Origin of the sequence: Pseudomonas sp. Tn43 (assembly GCF_014192635.1) — a bacterium.
GTDB lineage: Bacteria > Pseudomonadota > Gammaproteobacteria > Pseudomonadales > Pseudomonadaceae > Aquipseudomonas.
Map to the genome: position 1 here is coordinate 183,376 of NZ_JACHYG010000008.1, position 25,898 is coordinate 209,273.

The following is a 25,898-nucleotide window of genomic DNA, read 5'->3' on the forward strand; positions in this document are numbered from 1 at the left end:
GAACCTGGGAGCATGTTCCCTATAATGCGCGGTTCTTTGAATCACGTGATGACTCTATCCATGGCCAAGAAGCTTTACATCGAAACCCACGGCTGCCAGATGAACGAGTACGACAGCTCGCGCATGGTCGATCTGCTGGGTGAACATCAGGCCCTGGAAGTCACCGCTCGCGCTGAAGATGCCGACGTGATCCTGCTTAATACCTGCTCGATCCGCGAACGTGCCCAGGACCGGGTGTATTCCCAGCTGGGGCGTTGGCGCGAACTGAAACTGGCTAATCCGGACATGGTCATCGCCGTTGGCGGTTGCGTGGCCAGTCAGGAAGGTGCGGCGATCCGTGATCGCGCTCCGTATGTCGACGTGGTATTCGGCCCGCAGACCCTGCACCGCCTCCCGGAAATGATTGACGCCGCACGCGACACCAAACTGCCGCAAGTCGACGTCTCGTTCCCGGAAATCGAAAAATTCGACCATTTGCCCGAGCCGCGCATTGACGGGCCGAGCGCTTACGTGTCGGTCATGGAAGGCTGCAGCAAGTACTGCACGTTCTGTGTGGTGCCTTATACGCGTGGTGAAGAAGTCAGCCGACCGTTCGACGACGTGATTGCCGAGATCATTCACCTGGCCGAAAACGGCGTACGGGAAGTGACCTTGCTGGGGCAGAACGTCAACGGTTATCGCGGCACCACCCACGATGGGCGCCTGGCTGATCTGGCAGAATTGATTCGGGTAGTGGCCGCTGTCGAGGGTATCGAACGGATTCGCTACACCACTTCGCACCCGCTGGAATTCTCCGACAGCCTGATCCAGGCCCACGCCGAGGTGCCGGAGCTGGTCAAACACCTGCATTTGCCAGTGCAATCGGGTTCCGACCGGATCCTCGCGGCGATGAAACGCAATCACACTGCGCTGGAGTACAAATCCAAGCTGCGTAAATTGCGGGCGGCCGTACCGGGGATCTGCATCAGTTCTGACTTCATCGTCGGCTTCCCGGGCGAGACCGAAAAAGACTTCGAACAGACCATGAAGCTGATCGAAGACGTCGGCTTCGACTTTTCCTACTCGTTCGTTTATAGCCAGCGCCCGGGCACGCCAGCTGCCGATCTGGCCGACGAAACGCCGGAAGAACTGAAAAAAGAACGCTTGAACGCCCTGCAACATCGCCTGAATCAACAAGGTTTCGAGATCAGCCGACAAATGGTGGGCTCCATTCAGCGGATTCTGGTAACCGATTATTCGAAAAAAGACCCCGGTGAACTGCAAGGCCGGACCGAGAATAATCGTATCGTCAACTTCCGCTGCGACAATCCGACCCTGATCGGGCAGTTCGCCGATGTGCACATCGATGCCGCGCAACCGCACTCGCTACGGGGCTCGCTGCTCCCATAACCCAGCAAAACCTGTAGGAGCGAGGCTTGCCCGCGAAGGCCGCGCCGCAGTCTGTCTGCCGGACCGCGTTATCGTTCTTCGCGGGCAAGCCTCGCTCCTACAAGGACGGTGCTCAACATTGGTCTGTTTAAGAGCTTTCGCACCCAGGCGACTGGCGCTATCCTTGATTCATCATAATTGCCCTTGGGCGGCTAAATACGACCTTGAACGCACCCATAGAACCACATCGTTTCATCCTCGAGCCTTTTGAAGCTCGCCGCTTCGCCAATCTGTGCGGGCAATTCGACGAGCATCTGCGCTTGATCGAACAGCGCCTCGCGATCGAGATCCGCAACCGCGGAAATCAGTTCGAACTGATCGGCGAGCGCAAGCACACCACCTCAGCGGAAAACCTGCTGCGCCGCTTGTACCGGGAAACCAAAGGTACCGAGCTGTCGCCCGACATGGTTCACCTGTTCCTGCAGGAATCGGCCGTCGAGGAACTGGACAATCATTCTCCCGCCGAACCGTCCGTCGCCTTGCGCACCAAGAAAGGCATGATTCGCCCTCGCGGCTTGAATCAAGTGCGCTATGTGAAGGAAATCCTCGGTAACGACATCAACTTCGGCATCGGCCCGGCCGGTACCGGCAAGACCTATCTGGCCGTTGCCTGCGCGGTCGATGCGCTGGAACGCGAGCAGATTCGCCGCATTCTGCTGGTTCGTCCGGCGGTTGAAGCGGGCGAAAAGCTCGGCTTCCTGCCCGGCGACCTGTCGCAGAAAATCGACCCCTACCTGCGCCCGCTTTATGACGCTCTCTACGAAATGCTCGGCTTCGAATACGTAGCCAAGCTGATCGAGCGCCAAGTGATCGAAGTCGCGCCGTTGGCCTACATGCGCGGTCGTACGCTGAACAACAGCTTCATCATCCTCGACGAAAGCCAGAACACCACCGTCGAGCAGATGAAAATGTTCCTGACTCGCATCGGCTTCGGCTCCACGGCGGTCATCACCGGCGACATTACCCAGGTCGACCTGCCGAAAGGCACCAAATCCGGGCTGCATCATGTGATCGAGGTGCTCAAGGACGTTCCGGGTATCAGCTTTACCCACTTCATGCCCAAGGACGTGGTGCGCCATCCATTGGTGCAACGCATCGTCGAAGCCTATGAGCGCTTCGAAAATCGCACAGCCGACGAAACGGCGAAGCCTTCTCCCAAGGACACTCGCCCCGATGCTTGAGCTTGACCTGCAACTGGCTAGCGAAGCGTCTGCCCCAAGCGAAGCCGAATTCCGCCAATGGTGCGAACTGGCCCTGCGCCAGCGCACCGCCGGCTCCGAAATGACCATCCGTCTGGTCGATGAGGAAGAAGCACGCGAACTGAACTTCACCTGGCGGCAGAAAGACTACGCCACCAACGTTTTGTCGTTCCCGGCCGATGTCCCCGATGAGTTTCTCGATATTCCCTTGCTCGGTGATCTGGTGATCTGCGTAGCGGTAGTCGAACGCGAAGCGGCGGAACAAGGCAAGGAAGTAAAGGCCCACTGGGCGCATCTGGTCATTCACGGCTGCTTGCATCTGCTTGGTTACGACCACATAGATGACGACGAAGCCGAAGAAATGGAAGCACTGGAACGAACGTTGCTTGCAGAGCTGGGTTATCCGGACCCTTATGCGGACGACGAAACAGACACATCCCCCATCGTGACAACAAAGGATTCAGAGTAATCGCTATGAGCGAAGATCGATCGAGCAACGGGCAGAAGTCCTGGCTGGGTAAGCTCACCCAGGCTTTTGCCCATGAGCCGAAAAACCGCCAGGAGCTGCTGGAGCTGCTGCGCGACGCACATCAAAACAAGTTGCTGGACAGCGAAGCGCTGGCCATCGTCGAAGGCGCCATCCAGGTTGCGGACCTGCAAGTACGGGACATCATGGTCCCGCGCTCGCAGATGATCAGCATCAAGGCGACCCAGACACCTCGCGAGTTCCTGCCGGCCGTGGTCGACTCGGCCCACTCCCGCTATCCGGTGATCGGCGAAAGCCACGATGACGTGATGGGTGTGTTGCTGGCCAAGGACTTGCTGCCGCTGATCCTCAAGGAGAACGGCGACAGCTTCAACATCAAGGACCTGCTGCGCCCGGCTACCTTCGTGCCCGAGTCCAAGCGCCTGAATGTGCTGCTGCGTGAATTTCGCGCCAACCATAATCACATGGCCATCGTCATCGACGAATACGGCGGCGTGGCTGGCCTGGTGACCATCGAAGACGTGCTGGAACAGATCGTCGGCGACATCGAAGACGAGCACGACGTCGAAGAAGACAGCTACATCAAGCCGCTGCCCAGTGGTGATTTCCTGATCAAGGCCCTGACGCCGATCGATAACTTCAACGAGTTCTTCGACAGCGAATTCTCCGACGATGAATTCGACACCGTTGGCGGCTTGGTGATGAGTGCGTTCGGGCACCTGCCAAAACGCAACGAAATCACAGAAATCGGCGCCTATCGCTTCCGCATCCTGAACGCCGACAGCCGTCGGATTCACTTGCTGCGTCTGACCCCTATTGCCCGGTAAACATTAAGGAAAGAAATGCACTGGATGACCCGCCCCGGCTGGCCCGGTAACCTGCTGGCCATGGCGGCCGGTGCACTCACTACCCTGGCCCTGGCGCCGTTCGATATCTGGCCGCTGGCCTTGCTGGCGGTCGGTTTCTTTTACGCCGGTTTGCGTGAACTGAGCCCCCGCCAGGCCCTAGGTCGTGGCTGGTGCTTCGGTTTCGGCCTGTTTGCCGCGGGCACCAGCTGGATCTACTACAGCATTCACAACTTCGGTGGCGCATCGGTGCTGCTGGCCGGGTTGTTGATGCTCGCCTTCACCATGGCGATTGCCTGGTTCTTCGCCCTGCCCGCCTGGATTTGGGCACGCTGGCTGCGCCGTAACGAAGCGCCGCTGGCCGATGCCTTGGCATTTGCGGCGTTGTGGGTGGCCCAGGAAGCCTTTCGCGGCTGGTTCCTTACCGGTTTCCCCTGGCTCTATTCCGGTTACAGCCAGCTCGACGGCCCATTGGCCGGGCTCGCGCCGGTCGGCGGGATGTGGCTGATTTCCTTCGCGCTGGCCCTGACGGCTGCGCTGATCTACAACGCTGCGCGCCTGGTACGCACCGGTCGTGCAGGCTTCATCGCTGTCGGCGTGCTCCTGCTGGCAGGTCCATGGGTGGCCGGCATGGCGCTCAAAGAACATGCCTGGACCAGCCCGGCAGGCGACCCCCTGAGCGTCGCGGCGATTCAGGGCAACATCGAACAAAGCATGAAGTGGGACCCCTCACAGCTCAATGCGCAATTGGCGCTGTACCGCGACATGAGTTTGAGCTCCAAACGCGTCGACCTGCTGATCTGGCCGGAAACGGCGGTCCCGGTACTCAAGGAGTCCGCCGAGGGCTACCTGAACATGATGGGAAGTTTCGCCGCCGAGCGTAAATCCGCGCTGATCACCGGTGTGCCGATTCGCCAGGAACTCCATCACCAAAAGCGTTATTTCAACGGCATTACCGTCGTCGGTGAAGGCGATGGCACATACCTGAAGCAAAAACTGGTGCCGTTCGGCGAATACGTGCCACTGCAGGAAGTTTTGCGTGGCCTGATCGCTTTCTTCGACCTGCCGATGTCCGACTTTGCCCGTGGGCCGGCCGATCAAGCGCTGCTGCAAGCCAAGGGTTATCAGATTGCACCGTTCATCTGCTACGAAGTGGTCTACCCGGAATTCGCTGCCAGCCTCGCTGCCCGTAGCGATTTGCTGCTGACCATCAGCAACGACACCTGGTTCGGCACCTCGATCGGCCCGCTGCAACACTTGCAGATGGCGCAGATGCGTGCACTTGAAGCCGGCCGCTGGATGATCCGTGCCACCAACAACGGCGTGACGGGGCTGATCAACCCGTTCGGTCAGATCACGGCGCAGATTCCGCAGTTCGAACAAGGCATCCTGTATGGCGAAGTGGTGCCGATGCACAACCTCACGCCGTATCTGGAATGGCGCTCGTGGCCATTGATCATCAGTTGCATGTTGTTGTTTGGTTGGGCATTGGTGGCGAACCGGATGGCGAAGACCGTTTAAGTATCGTGCCGCCTGCAAAAAGATCGCAGCCTTCGGCAGCGCCCAACGGGCGCGTAGGAGCTGCCGAAGGCTGCGATCTTTTGATCTTCAACGATAAAACAACGAATACCCGATCTGCCCCACCGCCTCATTCATCAATTGCCCGCTCTGCCAGATCGATTTGAATTCCGGCAACCAGCCGCCCAGCGGTCGGGCATTGTCCACGCCTAAAAACCCTACGGGCGCTGGCACCACTTCAAATCCGGCCTGCCGGAAACTCCAGACCGCTCGCGGCATATGCCAGGCCTGAGTCACGACCACCACCCGCTTGATTCCTTCCGGCAACAACACCTGGGCGCTGAATTGCGCGTTTTCCCACGTCGTGCGGCTGCGCCCTTCCTGCCAACGCACGGTCACGCCGAAATCATCGAGCAACGAGTCCGCCATCAGCTTCGCTTCGGTCGGTGGTGTGCCGTAATGCAGACCACCACTGGTCAGAATCGGCAAGCCAGACGCCTTGGCCAGGCGCGCGGCATAGCGCTCGCGCCCCAGGCCCACGCCCGTCGGCTGGTCAACACCCCAAGCCGGATCGCCACGCTCACGCCCTGAACCCAGCACCACGATTGCATCGGCGCGCCGACTCAGGGTTGCCCATTCTTCGCGCGCCAGCGGCGGCTCTCGTTCCAGAGCCTTGGCACTCCATTCCACCACCACCGGCAGGCTCATCAACCAGAAGCCGCCCACGCCCAGGACGAAACACAACCCCGCCAGCCTGGGCCTGGAGCGGCGCCACCACCAGGCAAGTATCAGCAATAGCAATAAAATGCCGGGTGGCAATAGAATTTGTTTAACGAAATAACGAAAAGGCATCGAGCATCTCCATAGATGCCCGAAGCCTAGGTGGGTTGATGCAATGCGACAATAAGCGTTGAAGGACTTTGTTTCAAAAAACCATTTTCCATGGCTTCAAGTGCCCTTACTTGAATTGCAAAGACCGGACCTTTACCGCGCCTTTGCCGGGTGCCTTATCCTTGAGCCAGATGACCTTGGCCGAACGCGGTGCCTCGAGTTGCTTCACTGCTGCTGACAAGCATCCGTGCGTTTCACGTTCACTACGATCCAGATAGGCCTTGACCAGTTCAAACTCTGCGGGGCTCAAACCACGCAGCTCCAGCTCCAGGGGACGCTCATCACGCAGCCGTCCGGCTGTTTTGGCCGTGTCCAGGGCCATTGCGAGACGGTCTATCAGTTTTTCGTATAGCTCCGGTTTTGTAGCTTTTTGCTGTGACTCAACCATCCATCACCTCATTGAAGATAAGACTCACTCCCCTTTTAGAGCTTAGCCTCGCTGAAAAAACCGGCTGAGTGCCGCGACCAACGGCCCTCGGGGCGGGTATTGGCCGCATCCTTGCGTGTAATCAGGGTTTCCCTCGGTAGAGTGCGGTCATGTATGCTACGGCGCTTCCTGTAACTCCACTTCCAGCTCGCCTGGGCACCGAAACGTCGATTTGGCGTTCTCACCGTCCAGCGTTGCATTGAAGAGGATTAGGCCACCCCTATTCAGTTCAAAAGTAGCCATGCACGAACAATATCAGCCCCGTGAAATCGAAGCCGCCGCCCAGTCATTCTGGGATGAGCAAAAGTCCTTTGAAGTCAGTGAACAGCCAGGCAAGGAGACGTTCTACTGCCTGTCGATGTTCCCTTACCCCAGCGGCAAGCTACACATGGGGCACGTGCGCAACTACACCATCGGCGACGTGATCTCCCGCTACCAGCGCATGCAAGGCAAGAACGTCCTGCAACCCATGGGTTGGGACGCCTTCGGCATGCCGGCGGAAAACGCCGCGATGAAGAACAACGTAGCGCCCGCCAAGTGGACCTACGAAAACATCGCCTACATGAAAAGCCAGCTGCGCAGCCTGGGCCTGGCGGTGGACTGGTCGCGCGAAGTGACCACCTGCAAGCCTGATTACTACCGCTGGGAACAATGGCTGTTCACTCGCCTGTTCGAAAAAGGCGTGATTTACAAAAAAAGCGGCACGGTGAACTGGGACCCGGTCGACCAGACCGTTCTGGCCAACGAGCAGGTGATCGACGGTCGCGGCTGGCGTTCCGGCGCGCTGATCGAAAAGCGCGAAATCCCGATGTACTACTTCAAGATCACCGCCTACGCCGATGAGCTGCTGGAGAGCCTCGACGAACTGACGGGCTGGCCTGAACAGGTCAAGACCATGCAGCGCAACTGGATCGGCAAATCCCGCGGCATGGAAGTGCAATTCCCGTACGACGTCGCTTCCATCGGTGAAACCGGCGCGTTGAAAGTTTTCACTACCCGTCCGGATACCCTGATGGGCGCAACCTACGTTGCCGTGGCCGCCGAACACCATTTGGCCACCCTGGCCGCGCAGAACAATCCTGAGCTGCAAGCGTTCATCGCTGAATGCAAGGGCGGCAGCGTTGCCGAAGCCGACGTCGCCACCCAAGAGAAAAAAGGCCTGCCAACCTCGCTGTTCGTCGAACACCCGCTGACCGGTGAGAAACTCCCGGTGTGGGTCGCCAACTACGTGCTGATGCATTACGGCGATGGCGCGGTGATGGCTGTTCCGGCTCACGACGAACGTGATTTCGAGTTCGCCACCAAGTACAACCTGCCGATCAAATCCGTGGTGCGCACAAGCTCCGGTGACACCAACCCGGCGCCTTGGCAGGATGCGTACGGCGAGCACGGCACGCTGATCAACTCCGGCGAATTCGACGGCCTCGACTTCGCAGGCGCCTTCGACGCCATTGAAGTGGCGCTGATCAAGAAAAACCTCGGTGCCTCGCGTACCCAGTTCCGCCTGCGCGACTGGGGCATCAGCCGTCAGCGCTACTGGGGCTGCCCGATCCCGATCATCCACTGCGACACCTGCGGTGATGTGCCGGTCCCGGAAGATCAACTGCCCGTGGTGCTGCCGGAAGATGTCGTGCCGGACGGTGCCGGTTCGCCGCTGGCGCGCATGCCCGAGTTCTACGAATGCACCTGCCCGAAATGCGGCGCCGCGGCCAAGCGTGAAACCGACACCATGGACACCTTCGTCGAGTCCTCGTGGTACTACGCCCGCTATGCCTCGCCCCACTATGAAGGTGGTCTGGTGGAAAAATCGGCGGCCGACCATTGGTTGCCGGTGGATCAGTACATCGGTGGCATCGAACACGCCATTCTTCACCTGCTTTATGCGCGCTTCTTCCACAAGCTGATGCGTGATGAAGGCCTGGTGAGCTCCAACGAGCCGTTCAAGAACCTGCTGACCCAGGGCATGGTGATCGCCGAGACTTACTACCGTCGCGAAGCCAACGGTGCCTACACGTGGTTCAACCCGGCGGATGTCGAGCTCGAACGCGACAGCAAAGCCAAGGTCATCAGCGCCAAGCTGATCGCGGATGGCCTGCCGGTGGAAATCGGTGGCACCGAGAAGATGGCCAAGTCGAAAAACAACGGCGTTGACCCCCAGTCGATGATTGACCAGTTCGGCGCAGACACCTGCCGCCTGTTCATGATGTTCGCCTCGCCACCCGACATGAGCGCGGAATGGTCCGACTCCGGCGTAGAGGGTTCGCACCGCTTCCTCAAACGCGTCTGGCGTCTGGCTCAAGCACACGTCATCCAGGGCCTGCCGGGCAAACTGGACATCGCCAGCCTGAGCGACGAACAGAAAGCCATTCGCCGCTCGATCCACCAGGCGATCAAGCAGGCCAGCCACGACGTCGGCCAGAACCACAAATTCAACACCGCCATCGCCCAAGTGATGACGTTGATGAACGTGCTGGAAAAAGCCGCGCAAGGCACCGAACAGGATCGCGCACTGATTCACGAAGGCCTGGAAACCGTGGTCCTGCTGCTGGCTCCGATCACCCCGCACATCAGTCACGAACTGTGGCATCGCCTCGGTCACGCCGATCCGGTCATCGATGCCGGCTGGCCGGTGCTGGATGAAAGCGCCCTGGTACAGGACAGCCTGCAGCTTGTCATTCAAGTCAACGGCAAGCTGCGTGGCCACATCGAAATGCCGGCCAGCGCCAGCCGCGAAGAAGTCGAAGCGGCCGCACGAGCCAACGAAAACGTCCTGCGCTTCGTCGATGGCCTGACTATTCGCAAAGTGATCGTAGTGCCTGGGAAACTGGTCAATATCGTCGCCAGCTAAATTGGATCGGGCGCCAGGTCATGCCTGGCGCCGGTAAAACCTTTCGGGCCGCTTGACCGGCCCACATGGTTTCAAGGGGAGCAACAAGATGATCAAACGCAATTTGCTGGTGATGGGCCTTGCAGTCCTGCTGAGCGCCTGCGGCTTCCAGCTGCGCGGCACCGGCACCACTGAACTGGCAATCAAGGAACTCGATCTGAGCGCCCGCAATGCCTACGGCGAAACCGTGACGCAATTGCGTCAGGTGCTGGAAAGCAGTGGCGTCAAGGTCTACAGCGGCGCACCGCACAAACTGGTGCTGACCGATGAGCAGGAAAGCCAGCGCATCCTCAGTTACGCAGGCGCCGGTCGTACTGGCGAGTACCAGATGAGCATGGTGCTGAACTACGACATCCGGAGTCAGAGCAACCTGCCATTGCTGAGCGACAAGCTCGAAGTGCAGAAGGTCTTCATCCATGACGGCAACAACCTGGTGGGTTCCGACCAGGAAGCCAACGATGCTCGCAAGGAGATGCGTCGTGAACTGGTTCAACGCATGATGCTGCGCCTGCAACAGCTCTCCCCAACGCAGTTGGAACAGCTGCAACAGACCGCTGACGCCAGGGCCAAGGCTGAAGCCGACGCACTGGAAGCTGCGCAGAAAGCTGAAGCGCAGATGCCGCGTCAGTCGCCTATCGAACTGCCGCAGCAATAAGCCTTACGGGGCGCTCAGGCGCCCCGTTTGCCTCTTCTTATGAAACTCGCCCCCGCCCAACTCGCTAAACACCTGCAAGGTGCCCTCGCGCCGATCTATGTCATCAGTGGCGATGACCCGCTGCTGTGTCAGGAAGCCGCCGACGCCGTTCGCGCGGCTGCCCGCCAGCAAGGTTTCGATGAACGCCAGGTCTTTGCCGCCGACGCCAGTTTCGACTGGGGTACGCTGCTGCAGGCCGGTGCCAGCATGTCGCTGTTCGCTGAAAAACGTCTTCTGGAACTGCGCCTGCCCTCCGGTAAACCCGGAGACAAAGGCGCTGCGGCATTAATTGAGTATTGCTCGCGCCCGGCCGAAGACACGGTGTTGCTGATCAGCCTGCCCAAGCTGGATGGGAGTGCGCAGAAGACCAAGTGGGGCAAGGCACTGATCGAAGGCCCGCAGACCCAGTTCGTGCAGATCTGGCCCGTGGACACCCACCAGTTGCCAGGCTGGATCCGTCAACGCCTCTCCCAGGCCGGGCTTTCCGCCAGCCAGGACGCCGTTGAACTGATCGCCGCCAGGGTCGAGGGCAACCTGCTGGCTGCCGCCCAGGAAATCGAAAAGCTCAAGCTGATGGCCGAAGGTGGCCAGATCACCGTCGAAACGGTGCAAGCCGCGGTGGCCGACAGTGCGCGTTTCGATGTTTTCGGCCTGACCGATGCGATTCTCAATGGCGAGGCTGCTCACGCCCTGCGCATGCTCGAAGGGTTGCGCGGCGAAGGTGTCGAACCGCCGGTGATTCTCTGGGCGCTGGCCCGAGAGCTGCGTCTGCTGGCCAATCTGTCGCTGCAATACAGCCAGGGCGTGCCGCTGGACAAAGCCTTCAGCCAGGCCCGACCGCCCATCTGGGACAAACGCAAACCGTTGATGAGCAAGGCGCTGCAACGTTATTCGGCACAACGCTGGGCGCAGTTGCTGCTGGAAGCCCAGCGCATCGACGCACAGATCAAAGGCCAGGCGGCGGGTTCGCCGTGGATGAGCCTGAGTCGGTTGACGCTGTTGATGGCCGGGCAGAGATTGTCTTTGCCTGCCGAGTAATGTTTTTGACCCATAACCGCCATTCGCGGGCAAGCCTCGCTCCTACAGAGATCGTGTGTGATTCCTGTAGGAGGGAGGCTTGCCCGCGAAGGCGTCCGAAAGGTCCTACACAATGTAGGGACTAGACAGAATCCCCACTTCGGCAGATTATTCTCCCCGCAAAATCCACTCACTTGCGAGAGATCATCATGAGCAAAAAGCCATCTAAACATGGCCCCAACAAGGCCAAATCCATCATCGCCCAGCCACTGTTCCGCAGCCGTCAGGAACGAGCCGGCAAGGGCAAAGGCAGCTACCGCCGCGAAGCCTTCCAGTCTAATAGCTGGGAGGCTTCTTACTTTCTGGCGGCCTGAAAGGCAAGCCATCGCTCAACATGTTAAGGTCTGCATCTGATTCGTATCCTCTGGACCTGTGCATGCCCCTTTGTATTTCCCGTCGTTGGCACTTTCGCCAACTGATCGCTGCCTCCAGCCTCGTTCTGCTTGTCGCCTGCGCGGAAAAACCCACTGCCGCCGACGCCCAACCGCTTCAGACCCGCACCGTTGCGACAGCCCCTGCGATCATTCCGCCGGTGGTTCCAACCGGTGAAAACCTCGACATCCAGCCAACCCAGAGCTTTGCCGAATGGCAGGCGGGTTTCCGTAAAGACGCGCTCGCCGCTGGCATTCGCGCCGACTTGTTCGATCGTGCTTTCGCCAATGTCAGCGTGGACGACAGCGTGATCCGTGCCGATCGCAGTCAACCGGAATTTACTCGCCCGGTGTGGGAGTACCTCGATGGCGCGCTGTCGCCGCTGCGCGTGCGCAAAGGTCAGGCGCTTGTCAGCGAGCACGCCGACATCCTGCAAAGCATCGAGCAGCGCTACGGAGTCGACCGTCAGGCTCTGGTCGCGGTGTGGGGAATGGAAAGTAACTTCGGTCAGTTCCAGGGCAGCAAGTCGGTGATCAATTCCCTGGCGACCCTGGCTTATGAAGGGCGACGTCCGGGCTTTGCCCATGCGCAACTGATCGCTGCCTTGCAAATCCTGCAACAGGGCGATATCGCCCCCGAGAAGATGCTCGGCTCCTGGGCCGGCGCCATGGGCCAGACCCAGTTCATTCCGACCACCTATAACACCCACGCCGTAGACTTCGATGGTGATGGCCGCCGCGACATCTGGAACAGCTCCGCTGATGCATTGGCCTCGACCGCGCATTACCTGCAAAGCTCAGGCTGGCAGAAAGGTCAGCCCTGGGGCTTCGAAGTTCAACTGGCGAGCGGCTTCAATTACGTTCTGGCCGATGGCGCGATTCGCAAGAGCGTGGCCGAGTGGCGACAACTGGGCGTGAGCCTGCCCAATGGCGGCCAGGTTCCAGCCGGCTCCGAACACCTGTCGGCCGCCCTGTTGTTGCCGGCAGGCTATCGCGGCCCGGCGTTCCTGGTCCTCGATAACTTCCGCGCGATCCTCAAGTACAACAACTCTTCGTCCTACGCCCTGGCCGTGAGCCTGCTGTCCGAGCGCTTCAATGGCGGCGGTTTGATCAGCGGCCTATGGCCAAAAGATGACTTGCCCCTGAGCCGTACCGAGCGCATCGAACTGCAAAACCTGCTGAGCGCCCAGAACTACGATGCCGGGACCGCCGACGGGATTATCGGTGCCAACACCCGCAAAGCGATCCGCAGTGCGCAGCAGTCGTTTGGCTGGCCGGCGGATGGTTATCCGACGCACAAGCTGCTGGAAGGGTTGCGTAGCCGCTAAAAGCTTCGCGGGCAAGCCTCGCTCCTACAGGATTGTTGGCGCCCCACAATCCCGTAGGAGCGAGGCTTGCCCGCGAAGACTGACTATCAGGCGCTAACGAACTACCGCCTGATTACCACATCCTGCTCCAGCACCAACGTCTTGTCCCCCGCATCCAGCCTGACCAGCGCGCCCATCGGCAGCGTCAGATTCGGATCACAATGCCCGCTACGCCATCCGCCCAGCACGGGGATGCGCAATGGCGCAAAGGTCTGCTTGAGCAACTTCTTCAGCGCGATCGCATCGACGCCTGCCACATCCCCCACCAGAACCCCGCGCAGCTTGTGCAGCGTGCCCGCCAGACGCAAATGAGTCAGCAACCGGTCGATGCGATACAGCGGCTCGTTAATGTCCTCGATGAACAGGATGGCGCCCTCGGCATCGATTTCATAAGGCGTGCCCATGGTGGCGGCGATCATCGACAGGTTGCCCCCCAGCAAACGCCCGTGAGCGATACCGGGCTCGATAGTGGTCAACGGCCAGGCCACCGGATGAGAAAGCACAGTGCCCGCCTTCACCTGCCCGCGCAGCATGTTGAAAAACGAGAACTCGGTGGGTTGCTGTTTGTCACCCAGCAGGTCCGCGTTGAGCATCGGGCCATGGAAGGTCACAAACCCGGCATAACGACTGATGGCCATGTGCAGCGCAGTGACATCGCTGTAGCCGATGAATGGCTTGGCGTTGTTGCGCAGTAATTCGAAATCGATGCGATCGAGCAAACGCGGCGTACCGTAACCGCCACGCAAGCAGATGATGGCATCGACCTCGCTGTCGGCGAATGCGCCGTGCAAGTCATTGAGCCGCACATCATCGCTGCCAGCCAGATACCCCTCTTGCTCATAAACGCCGGGAAACACGCGCAGCGAATAGCCACGAGCGCGCATCCAGGTAATGGCTTTATCGGTGTCCAGCATTGCGGGGCCGGCGGGCGCGATCACGCCAATCAGCCCGGAAGGCGGCAAGGCCGGCACGGGGGCATGGGGACAAAGGGTATGGGTCGGTCGAGCAGTCATCCATGATTCTCCCTGTGAATGCTTCAGCACACAGTAGTCAGGAACGGGAATAAACAGAAGAGGGTCAATCGCACCACAGCGTGCAGGAAAAGACCGCAATCGCCGCGGGTACTGCCAAAAAAAGGCCCGCAAGGCCTGAGAGCCTTGCGGGCTTTTTTGTTCTCACAGCAGGATCAGGACGACATCAGCTCGGCCTTGACCAGTTTCGCTTGCTCGTCAGCGTGGTACGAGGAACGCACCAGCGGCCCGGAGGCTACGTTCTTGAAGCCCATCTTGTAACCTTCCTCGGCGAACCAGGCGAAGGTATCCGGGTGTACGAAGCGCTGGACCGGCAAGTGGCTGCGGGAGGGTTGCAGATACTGGCCCAAGGTCAGCATGTCGATGTCGTGTTCGCGCATGCGCTTCATGACTTCGATGACTTCTTCGTCGGTTTCGCCCAGGCCCAGCATCAAACCGGACTTGGTCGGAATATGCGGCATCATCTGCTTGAAGCGTTGCAGCAGGGTCAGCGACCACTGGTAATCCGAACCCGGACGCGCGGCCTTGTACAGGCGCGGTACGGTTTCCAGGTTGTGGTTGAACACATCCGGCGGCTCGGCGGCGGTGATTTCCAGCGCGATGTCCATGCGGCCACGGTAGTCCGGGACCAGGGTCTCGAGCTGCACGTTAGGCGACAGTTTGCGGATTTCGCGGATGCAGTCGGCAAAATGCTGGGCACCGCCGTCACGCAGGTCGTCGCGGTCTACCGAGGTGATCACCACGTATTTGAGGCGCAGGTCGGCGATGGCAATGGCCAGGCTTTCCGGCTCATTGACGTCCAGTGGTTTCGGACGACCATGGCCGACGTCGCAGAACGGGCAGCGACGGGTGCAAATGTCACCCATGATCATGAAGGTCGCGGTGCCGCCGGAGAAGCATTCGCCCAGGTTCGGGCAGGACGCCTCTTCGCATACGCTGTGCAGCTTGTGTTTGCGCAGCAGGGCCTTGATGCGGTCGACTTCCGGGGAAACCGGGATACGCACACGAATCCAGTCAGGTTTCTTCGGCAGCTCAGTGGTCGGGATGATCTTCACCGGGATGCGTGCAACCTTCTCGGCGCCGCGCAGCTTGACGCCGGCTTCAACCTTGGCACGCGGGGCCGGACGCTCGGTGACATCGAGCGTCGGGATCATGGTTTGCACTGCATCAGTAGTCATATCAGTCGATTCCGCCCGTTAGGGTCGTCTGCTCAGCATAGTCGAGGTGTTTGACGAGCTGCGCGCGCAGCCGGGCACTTACCTCGGCAAATTCAATCGATCCTGCGTGATCGCGCAGCTGGGTCATTGCCAGCCCGGCGTAGCCGCAGGGATTAATCCGTCGAAACGGTTCCAGGTTCATATCCACGTTCAAGGCCAGGCCATGAAAGGAGCAACCGTGGCGGATCCGCAGACCCAGAGAAGCGATTTTCGCGCCGTCGACATAGACACCCGGCGCATCCGGCTTGGCCACCGCGGTCACGCCGTAGCTGGCCAGCAGCTCGATCAGGCATTGCTCCATGCGGCTGACCAGATCACGCACACCAAACCCCAGCTTGCGCACGTCCAGCAACAGGTAGGCCACCAGTTGGCCGGGACCGTGATAAGTCACCTGGCCACCGCGGTCGACCTTCACCACCGGAATATCCCCCGGCAGCAGCAGATGCTCGGCCTTGCCAGCCTGGCCCTGAGTGAACACCGGCGGATGCTCCACCAGCCAGATTTCGTCGGCGGCATCGCTGCCGCGTTCGTTGGTGAAGCGCTGCATGGCATGCCAGACCGGCTCATAAGCCATCTGACCGAGCTCGCGAAAGCCCAGCGTGCCAGACATCACAACACCATGTGCACGAAACCGGTAGCCCGCAACTCGCTGTTGATGTCGTACAGCTGTTCCTGGCCGGTGGCGATAATGTGCAACTGGATGGTCGTGTACTTGCCGTTGGTACTCAGCCGTTCGGCAAAGGTGTCGTGGTCAACGGTCGCGTGTTTCTCAAGAATCGCGATGATTTTGTCCCTGAAACCCACGCCGGTGTCGCCGATTACCTTGATCGGATAATCCGCGCAGGGGAATTCGATTTTTGGCGCCTTTACTTCGGTGTCTGTCATGGCGTAACGGCCTCGTAAGCCGTGGCAACGGACATGGCCCCGCTCCGGATTGGAAGGGGGCCATGCAGGTCCACACTAATTCAGTTGAACAAGCCGTAGAAGAATAGACGGATGCTATCCCACATGCGGCGGAAGATACCACCCTCGTCGACCGCGTCCAGAGCGATCAGGTCGGCGCTGTGCACCACTTTGTCGTCCAGTTTAACTTCGACTTTACCGATCACATCGCCCTTGGCGATTGGCGCCATCAATTGCGGGGTCATGGTCATGCTGGCGGCGAGCTTTTTCAGCTGGCCTTTTGGCAGGGTCATGGTCAGGTCTTGTGCCAGGCCGGCCTTGACTTGATTGGTGGTGCCTTTCCAGACAGGAGCCTGAGCCAGCTCGGCGCCTTTCTGATAGAAGGTCTGGGTTTCGAAGAAGCGGAAACCGTAAGTCAGCAGCTTCTGGGTTTCAGCAGCACGGGCCACTTCGCTGTTGGTGCCGAACACCACGGCGATCAGGCGCATGCCATCACGTACGGCCGAAGACACCATGCAGTAGCCGGCTTCGTCGGTGTGGCCGGTTTTCAGACCATCGACGGTCTTGTCGCGCCACAGCAGCAGGTTGCGGTTAGGCTGCTTGATGCCGTTCCAGAAGAACTCTTTCTGCGAGTAGATCGCGTAGTGAGCCGGGTCTTCGTGGATGATCGCGCGGGCCAGCACAGCCATGTCGTGAGCCGACGAGTAGTGCTCCGGGTTCGGCAGACCGGTCGGGTTCATGAAGTGGCTGTTGGTCATGCCCAGATCGGCCACAGTTTTGTTCATCATGTCGGCGAACGCGTCTTCGCTGCCGGCGATGTGCTCGGCGAGCGCAACACTGGCGTCGTTACCCGACTGAATGATGATGCCGTGCAGCAGATCACTGACGGTGACTTGCGAACCCACCTTGATGAACATCCGCGAACCGCCGGTACGCCAGGCGTTCTCGCTGACGGTCACCGGATCGTTTTCACCGATCTGGCCACGACGGATTTCCAGGGTGGCGATGTAAGCGGTCATCAGCTTGGTCAGGCTGGCCGGTGGCAGGCGCTGATCACCATTGTTCTCTACCAGCACGTTGCCGCTGCTGGCGTCCATGAGTACATAGGCTTTGGCGGCCAGTTGCGGTGGCGACGGCATCATCTCGGCCGCGAAAGCCGCGGGAGAGAGAAGCAGCGGGACTAGCAGGCACAGGCGTTTGGCAAAGGTGGTGATGTTCATCCGTCTCTCGAAATCGCTAATGGAAACTGCCCTAGGGCAAAACTAATCAGACAACCCTTGAAAAAGTTGTCGCGTGTTCAGTTGCTCACTCTGCAACCCTTGCCGGGCTTTTGTTCTTCAACGAGCCAACAACCCGGTTCGCCCCCCAAACCGCAAGCGAACCGTCAAACAAGAACCAGGTATTACTCGGCGCTGACCAGGCTCGGCGAACCTAGATTGGCCAGCCGCACGCTGTTTTGCACTTGCTGGATTTCACCTGGCGAGCCGATCGGCCCCAGGCGCACCCGATGCAGTGTCTGTTGGTTACGCACGATCGAGCTGATGAACACCGGAGCGCTCACCATCGCGCTGAGCTTCGATCTCAGGAGTTCTGCAGCGTCCGGGTTGGCGAACGCGCCCACCTGCAGATACTGGCCAGAGGCTGGTACAGAAGCGTTTTTTTTTGCATCGATCTGCACAGGTACGACGGCCGCGGCGTGTTGTTGCGGCGGCGGCGTCCATTGCTCGACGGTACCGGCCGATGCCGTTATCACCGGGGCGCTATTTTGTGCGATTTTCGGCTCGTTAAGCATTAAAGGCGCCGGGCGACCTTTGGCTGCCCACCATTGCTGCGGGTCGATGCCTTCGACCTTGACCCGCGCCGTACCGGTTTCGGCATAGCCGAGTTTCTTGGCGGCCGCGTAGGACAAGTCAATGATCCGGTCCGAATAGAACGGCCCGCGGTCGTTGACCCGCAGGATGACCGTTTTGTTGTTGTCCAGGTTAGTCACCCGCACGTAACTGGGCAGCGGCAGGGTCTTGTGCGCTGCGCTCATGCCGTACAGGTCATACACTTCGCCGTTGGCGGTGTTCTGGCCATGGAATTTGGTGCCGTACCAGGACGCAGTGCCCGAGGCCACGTAGGTTTTGGATTCTTGTATCGGGAAATAAGTCTTGCCCAGCACCGTGTACGGGTTGGCTTTATAAGGACCGCTGTGCAGGGTCGGCGTGGCATCCGGAATGCGCGTTACGTCGACGTCCCACCAGGGTGCGCCGTCCTTGTGGGCCCGGTTGATATCCAGGCCAGGTGCCGAACGAACGGCGGTCGAGGACTTTTGCGCCGGCGCGCGACTGGTCGAACAACTGGCGAGCACAATCGTCAACGCGGCAAATGCCATGAGCTTCAGGGGTTTATCCATAGGCAATGCCCGCATTACTTGACGCCCCGTGCTTGGACCAGCTGTTCAGACAGTTGATGTACGGCCATGGCGTACATCACGCTGCGGTTATAACGCGTGATTGCGTAAAAATTCGTCAGGCCCATCCAGTGTTCCGGGCCATTGTCACCTTCCAGGCGGAACGCCGTGACCGGCATATCATCGCGCAGCGCATCATGACTCGACCAGCCCAGCGCCCGCAACTCCCCGACAGTTTTCGTCGGCTCGATGCCTGCGGTCAAACCCTCGTCGACCTGATCGCCACGCACATCGGCGCGACTGACCACCGGTTCGCCGGCAACCCAACCGTGACGCCTGAAATAACTGGCGACGCTGCCGATGGCATCATCCGGGTTGGTCCAGATATTAATGTGGCCGTCACCGTCGAAATCCACCGCATAGGCGCGAAAACTGCTTGGCATGAATTGCGGCAAGCCCATGGCCCCGGCGTAGGAGCCTTTGAGGGTCAACGGATCGACCTGCTCTTCACGGGCCAGCAGCAGGAATTCACGCAATTCCTTGCGGAAGAATTCAGCACGGGGAGGATAGTCGAAACCCAGGGTAGACAAGGCATCGATCACCCGGAAATTACCGGTATTTCGACCAAAGAAGGTCTCAACCCCGATGATCGAGACGATCACCTGCGCCGGCACACCGTATTCCTGCTCGGCGCGGGCCAGGATCGCTTCGTGCTGACGCCAGAAGTCCACGCCACGGGCGATGCGCGCATCGGTGATGAACATCGGGCGATATTCTTTCCACTGTTTAACCCGTTCGGCGGGTTTGGAGATCGCGTCCAGAATCGACTGTTTGCGCTCGGCTTCGCGGAACACGCCCATCAGCTGTTCACCGGCAAAACCATAGTCGCGGGTCATTTCACCGACGAACTCGGCCACCTGCGGCGAGCCTTCGTAATCGCCGGCCCACGCTGGCTGCGCGGTACCAAGGATGCTCACCAGGCCGACCCACGGCGCGTATCGAGTCGCCCAGCCACGCATTACTTGCATTGAAATCTTCACCTTATTCAAACCTGCGCGATCCACTTGCGATGGGTATGGATCGACATCAAAACCCCAAACGCTGACAGTAGCGTCACCAGCGAAGTTCCTCCGTAGCTAATGAACGGCAACGGCACCCCCACAACCGGCAACAGGCCACTGACCATACCGATGTTGACGAAAACATAAACAAAAAACGTCATGGTCAGGCTGCCCGCGAGCAATTTGCCGAACAATGTCTGTGCCTGGGCAGTAATCACCAGCCCGCGACCGATCAACAGCAGGTAAATCAGCAACAGTGCGCAGATGCCTACCAGGCCGAATTCTTCGCCCAGCACCGCAATAATGAAGTCGGTGTGGCTTTCCGGCAGGAAGTCCAGGTGCGACTGGGTGCCAAGCAACCAACCTTTGCCGAACACACCACCGGAACCGATGGCCGCTTTCGACTGGATGATGTTCCAGCCTGTGCCCAGCGGATCGCTCTCGGGATCGAGAAAGGTCAGGACTCGCTGCTTCTGGTAGTCGTGCATGACGAAGTACCACATGCCGATTGCCACCGGCACGGCCGCGGCAATCACGCTGAGAATCCAGCGCCAGCGCAGGCCGCCCATGAACAGCACGAACGCGCCACCGGCGAGAATCAGCAGCGAAGTGCCGAGGTCGGGTTGACGCACGATCAGGATGAATGGCAACCCGATCAGAAACAAACTGACGCCCACATGCTTGAGTTGTGGTGGCAAAGAGCGCTTGGCCAGGTACCAGGCGATGGTTGCCGGCATCAGGATCTTCATGAATTCCGAAGGCTGGAAACGGATCACTCCGGGAATGTTGATCCAGCGCGTGGCCCCCATGGCGTTGTGGCCCATGACATCCACCACTACCAGCAACAGCACGCCGATCACATAACCGACCGGCACCCAGCGGGCCATGAAGCGCGGCTCGAACTGGGCGATGACGATCATCGATACCAGGCCGATGCCGAAGGAAGTGGCTTGCTTGGCCAGCAGATCCCAGCTTTTGCCGCTGGCCGAATACAGCACGAACAGGCTGCCGGCCGCGAGAGTCAACAGCAGGATCAGCAACGGGCCGTCGATGTGCATGCGTTGCAACAGCGTCGCACGGCGACGCATCACATCCTCGCTGGAGAGTATGCGATCGAAATTACTCTTCACGGGCCGTAGCCTCCGCACTGATAGGGCTGGCGTATTCGGCTTTCAGTCGGCCATCCTGGTCCAGGAGCCAGGCGTCCATCACTTGACGCACCACAGGCGCGGCGACGCCGGAGCCGGACTCGCCGTTCTCGACCATCACCGACACGACGATTTTCGGGTTTTCGGCCGGTGCGAAGCCAACGAACAGAGCGTGGTCGCGGTGGCGTTCCTGGACCTTGGAGCGGTCGTACTTCTCGCCCTGCTTGATCGCGACCACCTGGGCCGTACCACTTTTGCCGGCGATCCGGTATTGCGAACCGATCGCGGCCTTGCGCGCGGTACCGCGGGCACCGTGCATCACCTGCTGCATGCCGTGGTTGACCCGGGTCCAGTCCGACGGGTCGCGCAGGATGATGTCCGGCATCGGATTTTCGTCCACCGGCTTCGCACCTTCGAGAGTCTTGGCCAGATGCGGACGATTCCACACACCCTTGTTGGCCACCAGCGCCGTGGCCTGCGCCAACTGCAACGGAGTGGACTGCATGTAGCCCTGACCGATCCCCAGAATCAGCGTTTCGCCCGGGTACCAGGCCTGCCGACGGGTCGCGCGCTTCCATTCCCGGGTCGGCATCAATCCTGGCGACTCTTCGAACATGTCGAGGGAGACCTTCTGGCCAATCCCGAATTTGCTCATGTAAGCCGACAATCGATCAATCCCCAGCTTGTGCGCCAAGTCATAGAAATAGGTGTCGTTGGACCGCATGATCGCCGTGTCCAGGTCCACAAAACCGTCGCCGGTACGGTTCCAGTTACGGTATTTGTGATCGTAATTGGGCAGTTGGTAGTAACCGGGGTCGTAGACCCGGGTCGCCGCCGTGACCACGCCCGCATCCAGGCCGGCAATCGCCACCGCCGGTTTAATCGTCGAGCCCGGCGGGTACAGACCGCGCAACACGCGGTTGAACAATGGCCGATCGATGGAATCGCGCAGCTCGGCATAGGCTTTGAAACTGATGCCGGTAACGAACAGGTTCGGGTCGAAACTCGGCTGACTGACCATTGCCAGCACTTCGCCGGTGTTCGGGTCCAGCGCCACGACCGCGCCGCGGCGACCACCCAGCGCGGCTTCGGCGGCTTCCTGCAATTTGATGTCCAGGCTCAGGACAATGTCCTTGCCAGGAATCGGATCGGTACGCTTGAGTACGCGTAATACGCGACCTCGTGCGTTGGTTTCGACTTCCTCGTAACCCACCTGGCCATGCAATTCGGCCTCATAGAAGCGCTCGATGCCGGTCTTGCCGATGTGGTGGGTGCCGCTGTAATTGACCGGATCGAGCGACTTCAGCTCCTTCTCGTTGATCCGCCCCATGTAGCCCACCGAGTGCGCAAAGTGCGGGCCCTGCGGGTAATGACGCACCAGTTGCGCGACCACTTCCACCCCGGGCAGGCGGAACTGGTTCACTGCGATGCGGGCGATCTGCTCTTCGGTCAGTTCGAACAGGATGGGCACCGGTTCGAACGGCCGGCGCCCCTGACGCATGCGCTTCTCGAAAATCACCCGGTCTTCGGGCGTCAGCTCGAGCACCTCGACGATCACATCGAGCACTTGCTGCCAGTTGCCGGAGCGTTCGCGGGTCATGCTCAGGCTGAAACTGGGCCGGTTATCGGCCACCACCACGCCATTGCGGTCGAAGATCAAACCGCGGGTCGGCGGAATCGGTTGCACATGGACGCGGTTGTTTTCCGACAGGGTCGAGTGGTACTCGTACTGGATCACCTGGAGGAAATACAGCCGCGCGATCAGCACGCCGATCAGCGCCACCACCGCAATGGCCCCGAACACGACGCGGCCGCGCACCAGACGGGCGTCTTTTTCGTGGTCCTTGATGCGGATCGGCTGGGGCATGAGGGCAGAACTACTTGTGGTAAGGGTGGCCGGACAGGACTGTCCAGGCACGATACAGCTGTTCGCCGATCAGAATCCGCACCAAGGGGTGCGGCAGCGTCAACGGCGACAACGACCAGCGTTGATCTGCCCGGGCACAGACTTCCGGCGCCAGCCCTTCGGGGCCGCCGACCATGAAATTCACCGTGCGCGAGTCCAGCCGCCAGCGATCGAGTTCGACCGCCAGTTGCTCGGTACTCCAGGGCTTGCCGTGGACTTCGAGGGTGACAATGCGCTCGTTCGCCCCGACCTTGGCCAGCATGGCCTCGCCTTCCTGACGGATAAAACGCGCCACGTCGGCGTTCTTGCCGCGGGTATTGAGCGGAATTTCCACCAGTTCCAGCGCCAGCTCGGACGGAAGACGCTTGGCATATTCATGCCAGCCTTCTTCCACCCATTTGGGCATGCGTGAACCGACGGCGATCAGTCGCAGTCGCACAGCGGTCCCTTATTGCTGGTCTTTGTTGAGCTTGATGAAATGCTCATGGGTGTTTTCCGGGCTGTGGTGCGCGGCGCTGCCGGCACGGCTCTGCTCGGCACCCTGCCACAAACGCTCCAGGTCATAGAACTGGCGAGCGCTGGCAGTCATCATGTGCACGATGACGTCGTCCATGTCCAACAGCACCCAGTCGCTGTCGCCCTTGCCTTCTTCGCCCAATGGCTTGACGCCCTTGGCCTTGACCGACTCGCGGACCTTATCCAGCATCGCGCCGATCTGACGGTTGGAAGTACCGGTAGCGATGATCATGAAATCAGTGATGCTCTGTTTTTCACGAACGTCGATCACCAGAACATCCTGGGCCTTGACGTCTTCCAGGGCCGCTACGGCAACCTTGACCAGCTCTTCACCGCGCAGTTCCGGGCCGGTATCAGCCACTACTGGCAGTGGAGCGCTCTTGAACGTGCCCTTGCGCTTTACTTTGTTTACGTCTTTGTCAGTCATATAAAACTCGTTTTGCTCGTGTGTTCGGGCGCTTCGGTACACGGGTTCACGTGCCTTGAAGCGCGCCCTTTTTCAGTTCGACGCACGGTAGAGTCCGTGCGCATCGATGTAGGCCAGGACCGCGTCGGGCACCAGGAAACGTACCGACTTACCGCTGGCCAGCAGTTGACGGATCTGGGTGGCGGATACCGCGAGCGGCGTCTGCCAGACGAATGCAATCTGTCCGCTCGGCCCTTTGAGGGCCAGCGGGTCGCTCACCGAGCGCGCTGCCAGCAGGTTGCGCAAGGCATCCGGCGGTTCGCTGTCGGCATCCGGGCGTTGCAGCACCAGGATGTGGCAATGCTGGAGCAACTCTTCCCAGCGGTGCCAAGTGGGCAGGCCGCAAAATGCGTCCCAGCCCAAAAGTAGAAAAACCTGGTCCGCAGCGGCCAGTTCGGCGCGCATCAGCTCCAGGGTGTCGATGGTGTAGGACGGTTTGTCCCGCTGCAATTCGCGGGCATCCACCACCAACGGTGGCACACCGGCCACCGCGCACTTGACCATCGCCAGACGGTCCTTCGCCGACACCTGCGGCGTACCGCGATGAGGCGGCCTGGCACTGGGTGTCAGACGCAACTCGTCGAGCGCCAGCGACTCGGCAACTTCCAGTGCACCGCGCAAATGGCCGATGTGCACCGGGTCGAAAGTCCCGCCCAGTACGCCAATGCGTCGAGGCCGGGGCTCGCTGACCGACGGGTTGAAGTCGCCCAAGTCAGACCGACTCCTGGCCGCGCAACTGACCATCACCGACCACGACGTACTTCTCGCAAGTCAGCCCTTCGAGGCCCACCGGGCCGCGGGCGTGCAGCTTATCAGTAGAAATGCCAATCTCGGCACCCAATCCGTATTCGAAGCCATCGGCGAAGCACGTCGGCGTATTGATCATCACCGAAGACGAATCGACTTCGGCCACGAAACGCCGGGTGTCGGCCAGGTTTTCGCTGACGATCGAATCGGTGTGATGGGAGCCGTACTGGTTAATGTGTTCGATGGCCTGATCCAGCCCGTCGACCACGCGGATCGAGAGGATTGGCGCCAGGTATTCGGTGTGCCAGTCCTCGGTGGTGGCCGCGACGGCCTCGATGATCGCCCGTGTACGCTCGCAACCGCGCAGTTCGACGCCTTTTTCGCGGAACTGTGCCGCCATCGACGGCAGGAATTCCTTGGCAACCGCTTGATCCACCAGCAGGGTTTCCATGGCGCCACAGATGCCATAACGGTAAGTCTTGGCGTTGAAGGCAATGCGCTGGGCTTTCGGCAGATCGGCGTGGGCGCTGACGTAGACGTGACAAATGCCGTCCAGGTGCTTGATGACAGGTACGCGGGCATCGCGACTGACCCGTTCGATCAGGCCACGGCCACCACGGGGCACGATGACGTCGACGTATTCGGGCATGGTGATCAGCGCGCCAACGGCGGCACGGTCGGTGGTTTCGACCACTTGCACCACGGCGGCCGGCAGATCGGCCTCGGCCAGGCCGCGCTGAATGCAGGCGGCAATGGCACGGTTGGAATGAATCGCCTCGGAGCCGCCACGCAGGATGGTCGCGTTGCCAGACTTCAGGCACAGGCTGGCGGCATCGATGGTCACGTTCGGCCGTGATTCGTAGATGATCCCGATCACGCCCAATGGCACGCGCATCTTGCCGACCTGAATGCCGGACGGGCGATAACTCAGGTCGCGGATCGCCCCCACCGGGTCTGGCAGTGCCGCGACCTGACGCAAACCGACGATCATGCCGTCGATGCGCTCCGGGGTCAGCGCCAGACGTTCCAGCAAAGCAGGCTCCAGACCATTGGCGCGGCCGGCCGCCAAATCCTGTTCATTGGCTGCGGTCAGCTCGGCGCGTGCAGCGTCCAGCGCATTGGCAGCCGCCTGCAAGGCGCGGTTTTTCTGCGCGGTGCTGGCACGGCCGATCACGCGGGAAGCTTCGCGGGCGGCGCGACCCAAACGGGTCATGTAGTCAAGAACGGACTCAGTCATGGTCTGCAATGGTCTTTGCTAAGGTCTTGGTAAAGAGTAAAGCGGCAGATTATAGCTGTCGCGTCCCGGGACTAACAGCG

At 60.2% G+C, this 25,898-nt stretch carries 25 protein-coding genes; 10 read left to right on the top strand and 15 right to left on the bottom strand.

The window, feature by feature from the left end:
- The first annotated feature begins 60 nt into the window (after positions 1–60).
- From miaB to lnt, 5 genes are all read left to right on the top strand, one after another.
- A complete protein-coding gene (gene miaB, locus FHW68_RS21030) occupies positions 61–1,389 on the top strand; it encodes a tRNA (N6-isopentenyl adenosine(37)-C2)-methylthiotransferase MiaB (protein WP_183682864.1) in 1,329 nt (442 codons plus the stop codon).
- A gap of 203 nt (positions 1,390–1,592) precedes the next feature.
- Complete coding sequence (locus tag FHW68_RS21035; RefSeq protein ID WP_095633901.1) at positions 1,593–2,609, top strand: PhoH family protein; 1,017 nt, start codon at positions 1,593–1,595, stop codon at positions 2,607–2,609.
- The gene (gene ybeY, locus FHW68_RS21040) at positions 2,602–3,096 is read left to right on the top strand and encodes an rRNA maturation RNase YbeY (protein ID WP_183682868.1); all 495 of its coding nucleotides are present in this window, start codon (positions 2,602–2,604) and stop codon (positions 3,094–3,096) included. The genes FHW68_RS21035 and ybeY overlap by 8 nt, the downstream gene beginning before the upstream one ends.
- 5 nt (positions 3,097–3,101) lie before the next feature.
- Positions 3,102–3,941 carry an HlyC/CorC family transporter gene (locus FHW68_RS21045; RefSeq protein ID WP_007894419.1) on the top strand — a complete coding sequence of 280 codons (840 nt, stop codon included), beginning with the start codon at positions 3,102–3,104 and terminating at the stop codon, positions 3,939–3,941.
- A gap of 15 nt (positions 3,942–3,956) precedes the next feature.
- Positions 3,957–5,480: an apolipoprotein N-acyltransferase gene (lnt, locus tag FHW68_RS21050; protein ID WP_183682871.1), complete on the top strand. Its 1,524-nt coding sequence runs from the start codon at positions 3,957–3,959 to the stop codon at positions 5,478–5,480.
- Positions 5,481–5,567: 87 nt separating this feature from the next.
- On the opposite strand, the gene FHW68_RS21055 is transcribed toward lnt, so the two are convergent.
- Together FHW68_RS21055 and FHW68_RS21060 are read right to left on the bottom strand one after the other, a co-directional pair.
- Entirely contained in the window at positions 5,568–6,329 is a 762-nt protein-coding gene (locus tag FHW68_RS21055; RefSeq protein ID WP_095633904.1) for a YdcF family protein, read from the bottom strand.
- Between the two features lie 106 nt (positions 6,330–6,435).
- A complete protein-coding gene (locus FHW68_RS21060; protein WP_095633905.1) occupies positions 6,436–6,756 on the bottom strand; it encodes a hypothetical protein in 321 nt (106 codons plus the stop codon).
- Between the two features lie 280 nt (positions 6,757–7,036).
- Here FHW68_RS21060 and leuS point away from each other — a divergent pair, with 280 nt between their 5' ends.
- The 5 genes from leuS to FHW68_RS21085 all read left to right on the top strand — a co-directional run bounded on the left by leuS (position 7,037) and on the right by FHW68_RS21085 (position 13,152).
- On the top strand, positions 7,037–9,643 hold the full coding sequence (gene leuS / locus FHW68_RS21065; protein ID WP_183682875.1) for a leucine--tRNA ligase: 2,607 nt from the start codon (positions 7,037–7,039) through the stop codon (positions 9,641–9,643).
- An 88-nt stretch (positions 9,644–9,731) separates the two neighbouring features.
- Positions 9,732–10,337, top strand: a complete 606-nt coding sequence (gene lptE, locus FHW68_RS21070) for an LPS assembly lipoprotein LptE (RefSeq protein ID WP_095633907.1) — start codon at positions 9,732–9,734, stop codon at positions 10,335–10,337.
- 39 nt (positions 10,338–10,376) lie between these two features.
- Positions 10,377–11,414 carry a DNA polymerase III subunit delta gene (gene holA / locus FHW68_RS21075; protein ID WP_095633908.1) on the top strand — a complete coding sequence of 346 codons (1,038 nt, stop codon included), beginning with the start codon at positions 10,377–10,379 and terminating at the stop codon, positions 11,412–11,414.
- 188 nt (positions 11,415–11,602) lie between these two features.
- Positions 11,603–11,767, top strand: a complete 165-nt coding sequence (gene arfA, locus FHW68_RS21080; protein ID WP_003176285.1) for an alternative ribosome rescue factor ArfA — start codon at positions 11,603–11,605, stop codon at positions 11,765–11,767.
- A gap of 62 nt (positions 11,768–11,829) precedes the next feature.
- A complete protein-coding gene (locus FHW68_RS21085) occupies positions 11,830–13,152 on the top strand; it encodes a lytic murein transglycosylase (RefSeq protein WP_183682878.1) in 1,323 nt (440 codons plus the stop codon).
- A 101-nt stretch (positions 13,153–13,253) separates the two neighbouring features.
- Here FHW68_RS21085 and FHW68_RS21090 read toward each other — a convergent pair whose 3' ends face one another.
- The 13 genes from FHW68_RS21090 to FHW68_RS21150 form a co-directional block, all read right to left on the bottom strand.
- Positions 13,254–14,204, bottom strand: a complete 951-nt coding sequence (locus tag FHW68_RS21090; RefSeq protein WP_183682882.1) for an LD-carboxypeptidase — start codon at positions 14,202–14,204, stop codon at positions 13,254–13,256.
- 173 nt (positions 14,205–14,377) lie between these two features.
- Positions 14,378–15,400, bottom strand: a complete 1,023-nt coding sequence (lipA, locus tag FHW68_RS21095) for a lipoyl synthase (RefSeq protein ID WP_095145403.1) — start codon at positions 15,398–15,400, stop codon at positions 14,378–14,380.
- A 1-nt stretch (position 15,401) separates the two neighbouring features.
- On the bottom strand, positions 15,402–16,049 hold the full coding sequence (gene lipB / locus FHW68_RS21100; protein WP_183682885.1) for a lipoyl(octanoyl) transferase LipB: 648 nt from the start codon (positions 16,047–16,049) through the stop codon (positions 15,402–15,404).
- Positions 16,049–16,324, bottom strand: coding sequence for a DUF493 domain-containing protein (locus tag FHW68_RS21105; protein ID WP_095633912.1), 276 nt, complete (start codon positions 16,322–16,324; stop codon positions 16,049–16,051). The genes lipB and FHW68_RS21105 overlap by 1 nt, the downstream gene beginning before the upstream one ends.
- An 80-nt stretch (positions 16,325–16,404) precedes the next feature.
- Positions 16,405–17,562, bottom strand: a complete 1,158-nt coding sequence (locus tag FHW68_RS21110) for a D-alanyl-D-alanine carboxypeptidase family protein (protein WP_095633913.1) — start codon at positions 17,560–17,562, stop codon at positions 16,405–16,407.
- A gap of 182 nt (positions 17,563–17,744) precedes the next feature.
- Positions 17,745–18,755 carry a septal ring lytic transglycosylase RlpA family protein gene (locus FHW68_RS21115; protein WP_095633914.1) on the bottom strand — a complete coding sequence of 337 codons (1,011 nt, stop codon included), beginning with the start codon at positions 18,753–18,755 and terminating at the stop codon, positions 17,745–17,747.
- Positions 18,755–19,765, bottom strand: coding sequence for a lytic murein transglycosylase B (gene mltB, locus FHW68_RS21120; RefSeq protein WP_183682888.1), 1,011 nt, complete (start codon positions 19,763–19,765; stop codon positions 18,755–18,757). The genes FHW68_RS21115 and mltB overlap by 1 nt, the downstream gene beginning before the upstream one ends.
- A 17-nt stretch (positions 19,766–19,782) precedes the next feature.
- Positions 19,783–20,886 (bottom strand): rod shape-determining protein RodA, encoded by a 1,104-nt coding sequence (gene rodA / locus FHW68_RS21125; RefSeq protein ID WP_168185123.1) that lies wholly within the window; start codon positions 20,884–20,886, stop codon positions 19,783–19,785.
- A 31-nt stretch (positions 20,887–20,917) separates the two neighbouring features.
- On the bottom strand, positions 20,918–22,813 hold the full coding sequence (gene mrdA / locus FHW68_RS21130; protein ID WP_183682891.1) for a penicillin-binding protein 2: 1,896 nt from the start codon (positions 22,811–22,813) through the stop codon (positions 20,918–20,920).
- 10 nt (positions 22,814–22,823) lie between these two features.
- A complete protein-coding gene (gene rlmH / locus FHW68_RS21135) occupies positions 22,824–23,291 on the bottom strand; it encodes a 23S rRNA (pseudouridine(1915)-N(3))-methyltransferase RlmH (protein WP_029292262.1) in 468 nt (155 codons plus the stop codon).
- A gap of 9 nt (positions 23,292–23,300) precedes the next feature.
- Positions 23,301–23,795: a ribosome silencing factor gene (gene rsfS, locus FHW68_RS21140; RefSeq protein ID WP_095633918.1), complete on the bottom strand. Its 495-nt coding sequence runs from the start codon at positions 23,793–23,795 to the stop codon at positions 23,301–23,303.
- A 72-nt stretch (positions 23,796–23,867) separates the two neighbouring features.
- Complete coding sequence (gene nadD, locus FHW68_RS21145; RefSeq protein ID WP_260296743.1) at positions 23,868–24,578, bottom strand: nicotinate-nucleotide adenylyltransferase; 711 nt, start codon at positions 24,576–24,578, stop codon at positions 23,868–23,870.
- Entirely contained in the window at positions 24,547–25,818 is a 1,272-nt protein-coding gene (locus tag FHW68_RS21150; protein ID WP_183682897.1) for a glutamate-5-semialdehyde dehydrogenase, read from the bottom strand. Before FHW68_RS21150 ends, nadD begins: the two co-directional genes overlap by 32 nt.
- Positions 25,819–25,898 lie beyond the last annotated feature (80 nt).

Bases quoted from the DNA above. Each gene is read 5' to 3' on its own strand.
- FHW68_RS21045 (WP_007894419.1), top strand. From the start codon at position 3,102: ATGAGCGAAGATCGATCGAGCAACGGGCAGAAGTCCTGGCTGGGTAAG.
- leuS (WP_183682875.1), top strand. From the start codon at position 7,037: ATGCACGAACAATATCAGCCCCGTGAAATCGAAGCCGCCGCCCAGTCA.
- FHW68_RS21085 (WP_183682878.1), top strand. From the start codon at position 11,830: ATGCCCCTTTGTATTTCCCGTCGTTGGCACTTTCGCCAACTGATCGCT.
- nadD (WP_260296743.1), bottom strand. From the start codon at position 24,578: ATGGTCAGTTGCGCGGCCAGGAGTCGGTCTGACTTGGGCGACTTCAAC.
- FHW68_RS21105 (WP_095633912.1), bottom strand. From the start codon at position 16,324: ATGACAGACACCGAAGTAAAGGCGCCAAAAATCGAATTCCCCTGCGCG.
- rodA (WP_168185123.1), bottom strand. From the start codon at position 20,886: ATGCGTCGCCGTGCGACGCTGTTGCAACGCATGCACATCGACGGCCCG.
- holA (WP_095633908.1), top strand. From the start codon at position 10,377: ATGAAACTCGCCCCCGCCCAACTCGCTAAACACCTGCAAGGTGCCCTC.
- miaB (WP_183682864.1), top strand. From the start codon at position 61: ATGGCCAAGAAGCTTTACATCGAAACCCACGGCTGCCAGATGAACGAG.
- FHW68_RS21090 (WP_183682882.1), bottom strand. From the start codon at position 14,204: ATGACTGCTCGACCGACCCATACCCTTTGTCCCCATGCCCCCGTGCCG.
- FHW68_RS21060 (WP_095633905.1), bottom strand. From the start codon at position 6,756: ATGGTTGAGTCACAGCAAAAAGCTACAAAACCGGAGCTATACGAAAAA.
- FHW68_RS21055 (WP_095633904.1), bottom strand. From the start codon at position 6,329: ATGCCTTTTCGTTATTTCGTTAAACAAATTCTATTGCCACCCGGCATT.
- mltB (WP_183682888.1), bottom strand. From the start codon at position 19,765: ATGCAAGTAATGCGTGGCTGGGCGACTCGATACGCGCCGTGGGTCGGC.
- FHW68_RS21115 (WP_095633914.1), bottom strand. From the start codon at position 18,755: ATGCGGGCATTGCCTATGGATAAACCCCTGAAGCTCATGGCATTTGCC.
- lptE (WP_095633907.1), top strand. From the start codon at position 9,732: ATGATCAAACGCAATTTGCTGGTGATGGGCCTTGCAGTCCTGCTGAGC.
- ybeY (WP_183682868.1), top strand. From the start codon at position 2,602: ATGCTTGAGCTTGACCTGCAACTGGCTAGCGAAGCGTCTGCCCCAAGC.
- lnt (WP_183682871.1), top strand. From the start codon at position 3,957: ATGCACTGGATGACCCGCCCCGGCTGGCCCGGTAACCTGCTGGCCATG.
- lipA (WP_095145403.1), bottom strand. From the start codon at position 15,400: ATGACTACTGATGCAGTGCAAACCATGATCCCGACGCTCGATGTCACC.
- arfA (WP_003176285.1), top strand. From the start codon at position 11,603: ATGAGCAAAAAGCCATCTAAACATGGCCCCAACAAGGCCAAATCCATC.
- mrdA (WP_183682891.1), bottom strand. From the start codon at position 22,813: ATGCCCCAGCCGATCCGCATCAAGGACCACGAAAAAGACGCCCGTCTG.
- FHW68_RS21150 (WP_183682897.1), bottom strand. From the start codon at position 25,818: ATGACTGAGTCCGTTCTTGACTACATGACCCGTTTGGGTCGCGCCGCC.
- rsfS (WP_095633918.1), bottom strand. From the start codon at position 23,795: ATGACTGACAAAGACGTAAACAAAGTAAAGCGCAAGGGCACGTTCAAG.
- FHW68_RS21110 (WP_095633913.1), bottom strand. From the start codon at position 17,562: ATGAACATCACCACCTTTGCCAAACGCCTGTGCCTGCTAGTCCCGCTG.
- lipB (WP_183682885.1), bottom strand. From the start codon at position 16,049: ATGTCTGGCACGCTGGGCTTTCGCGAGCTCGGTCAGATGGCTTATGAG.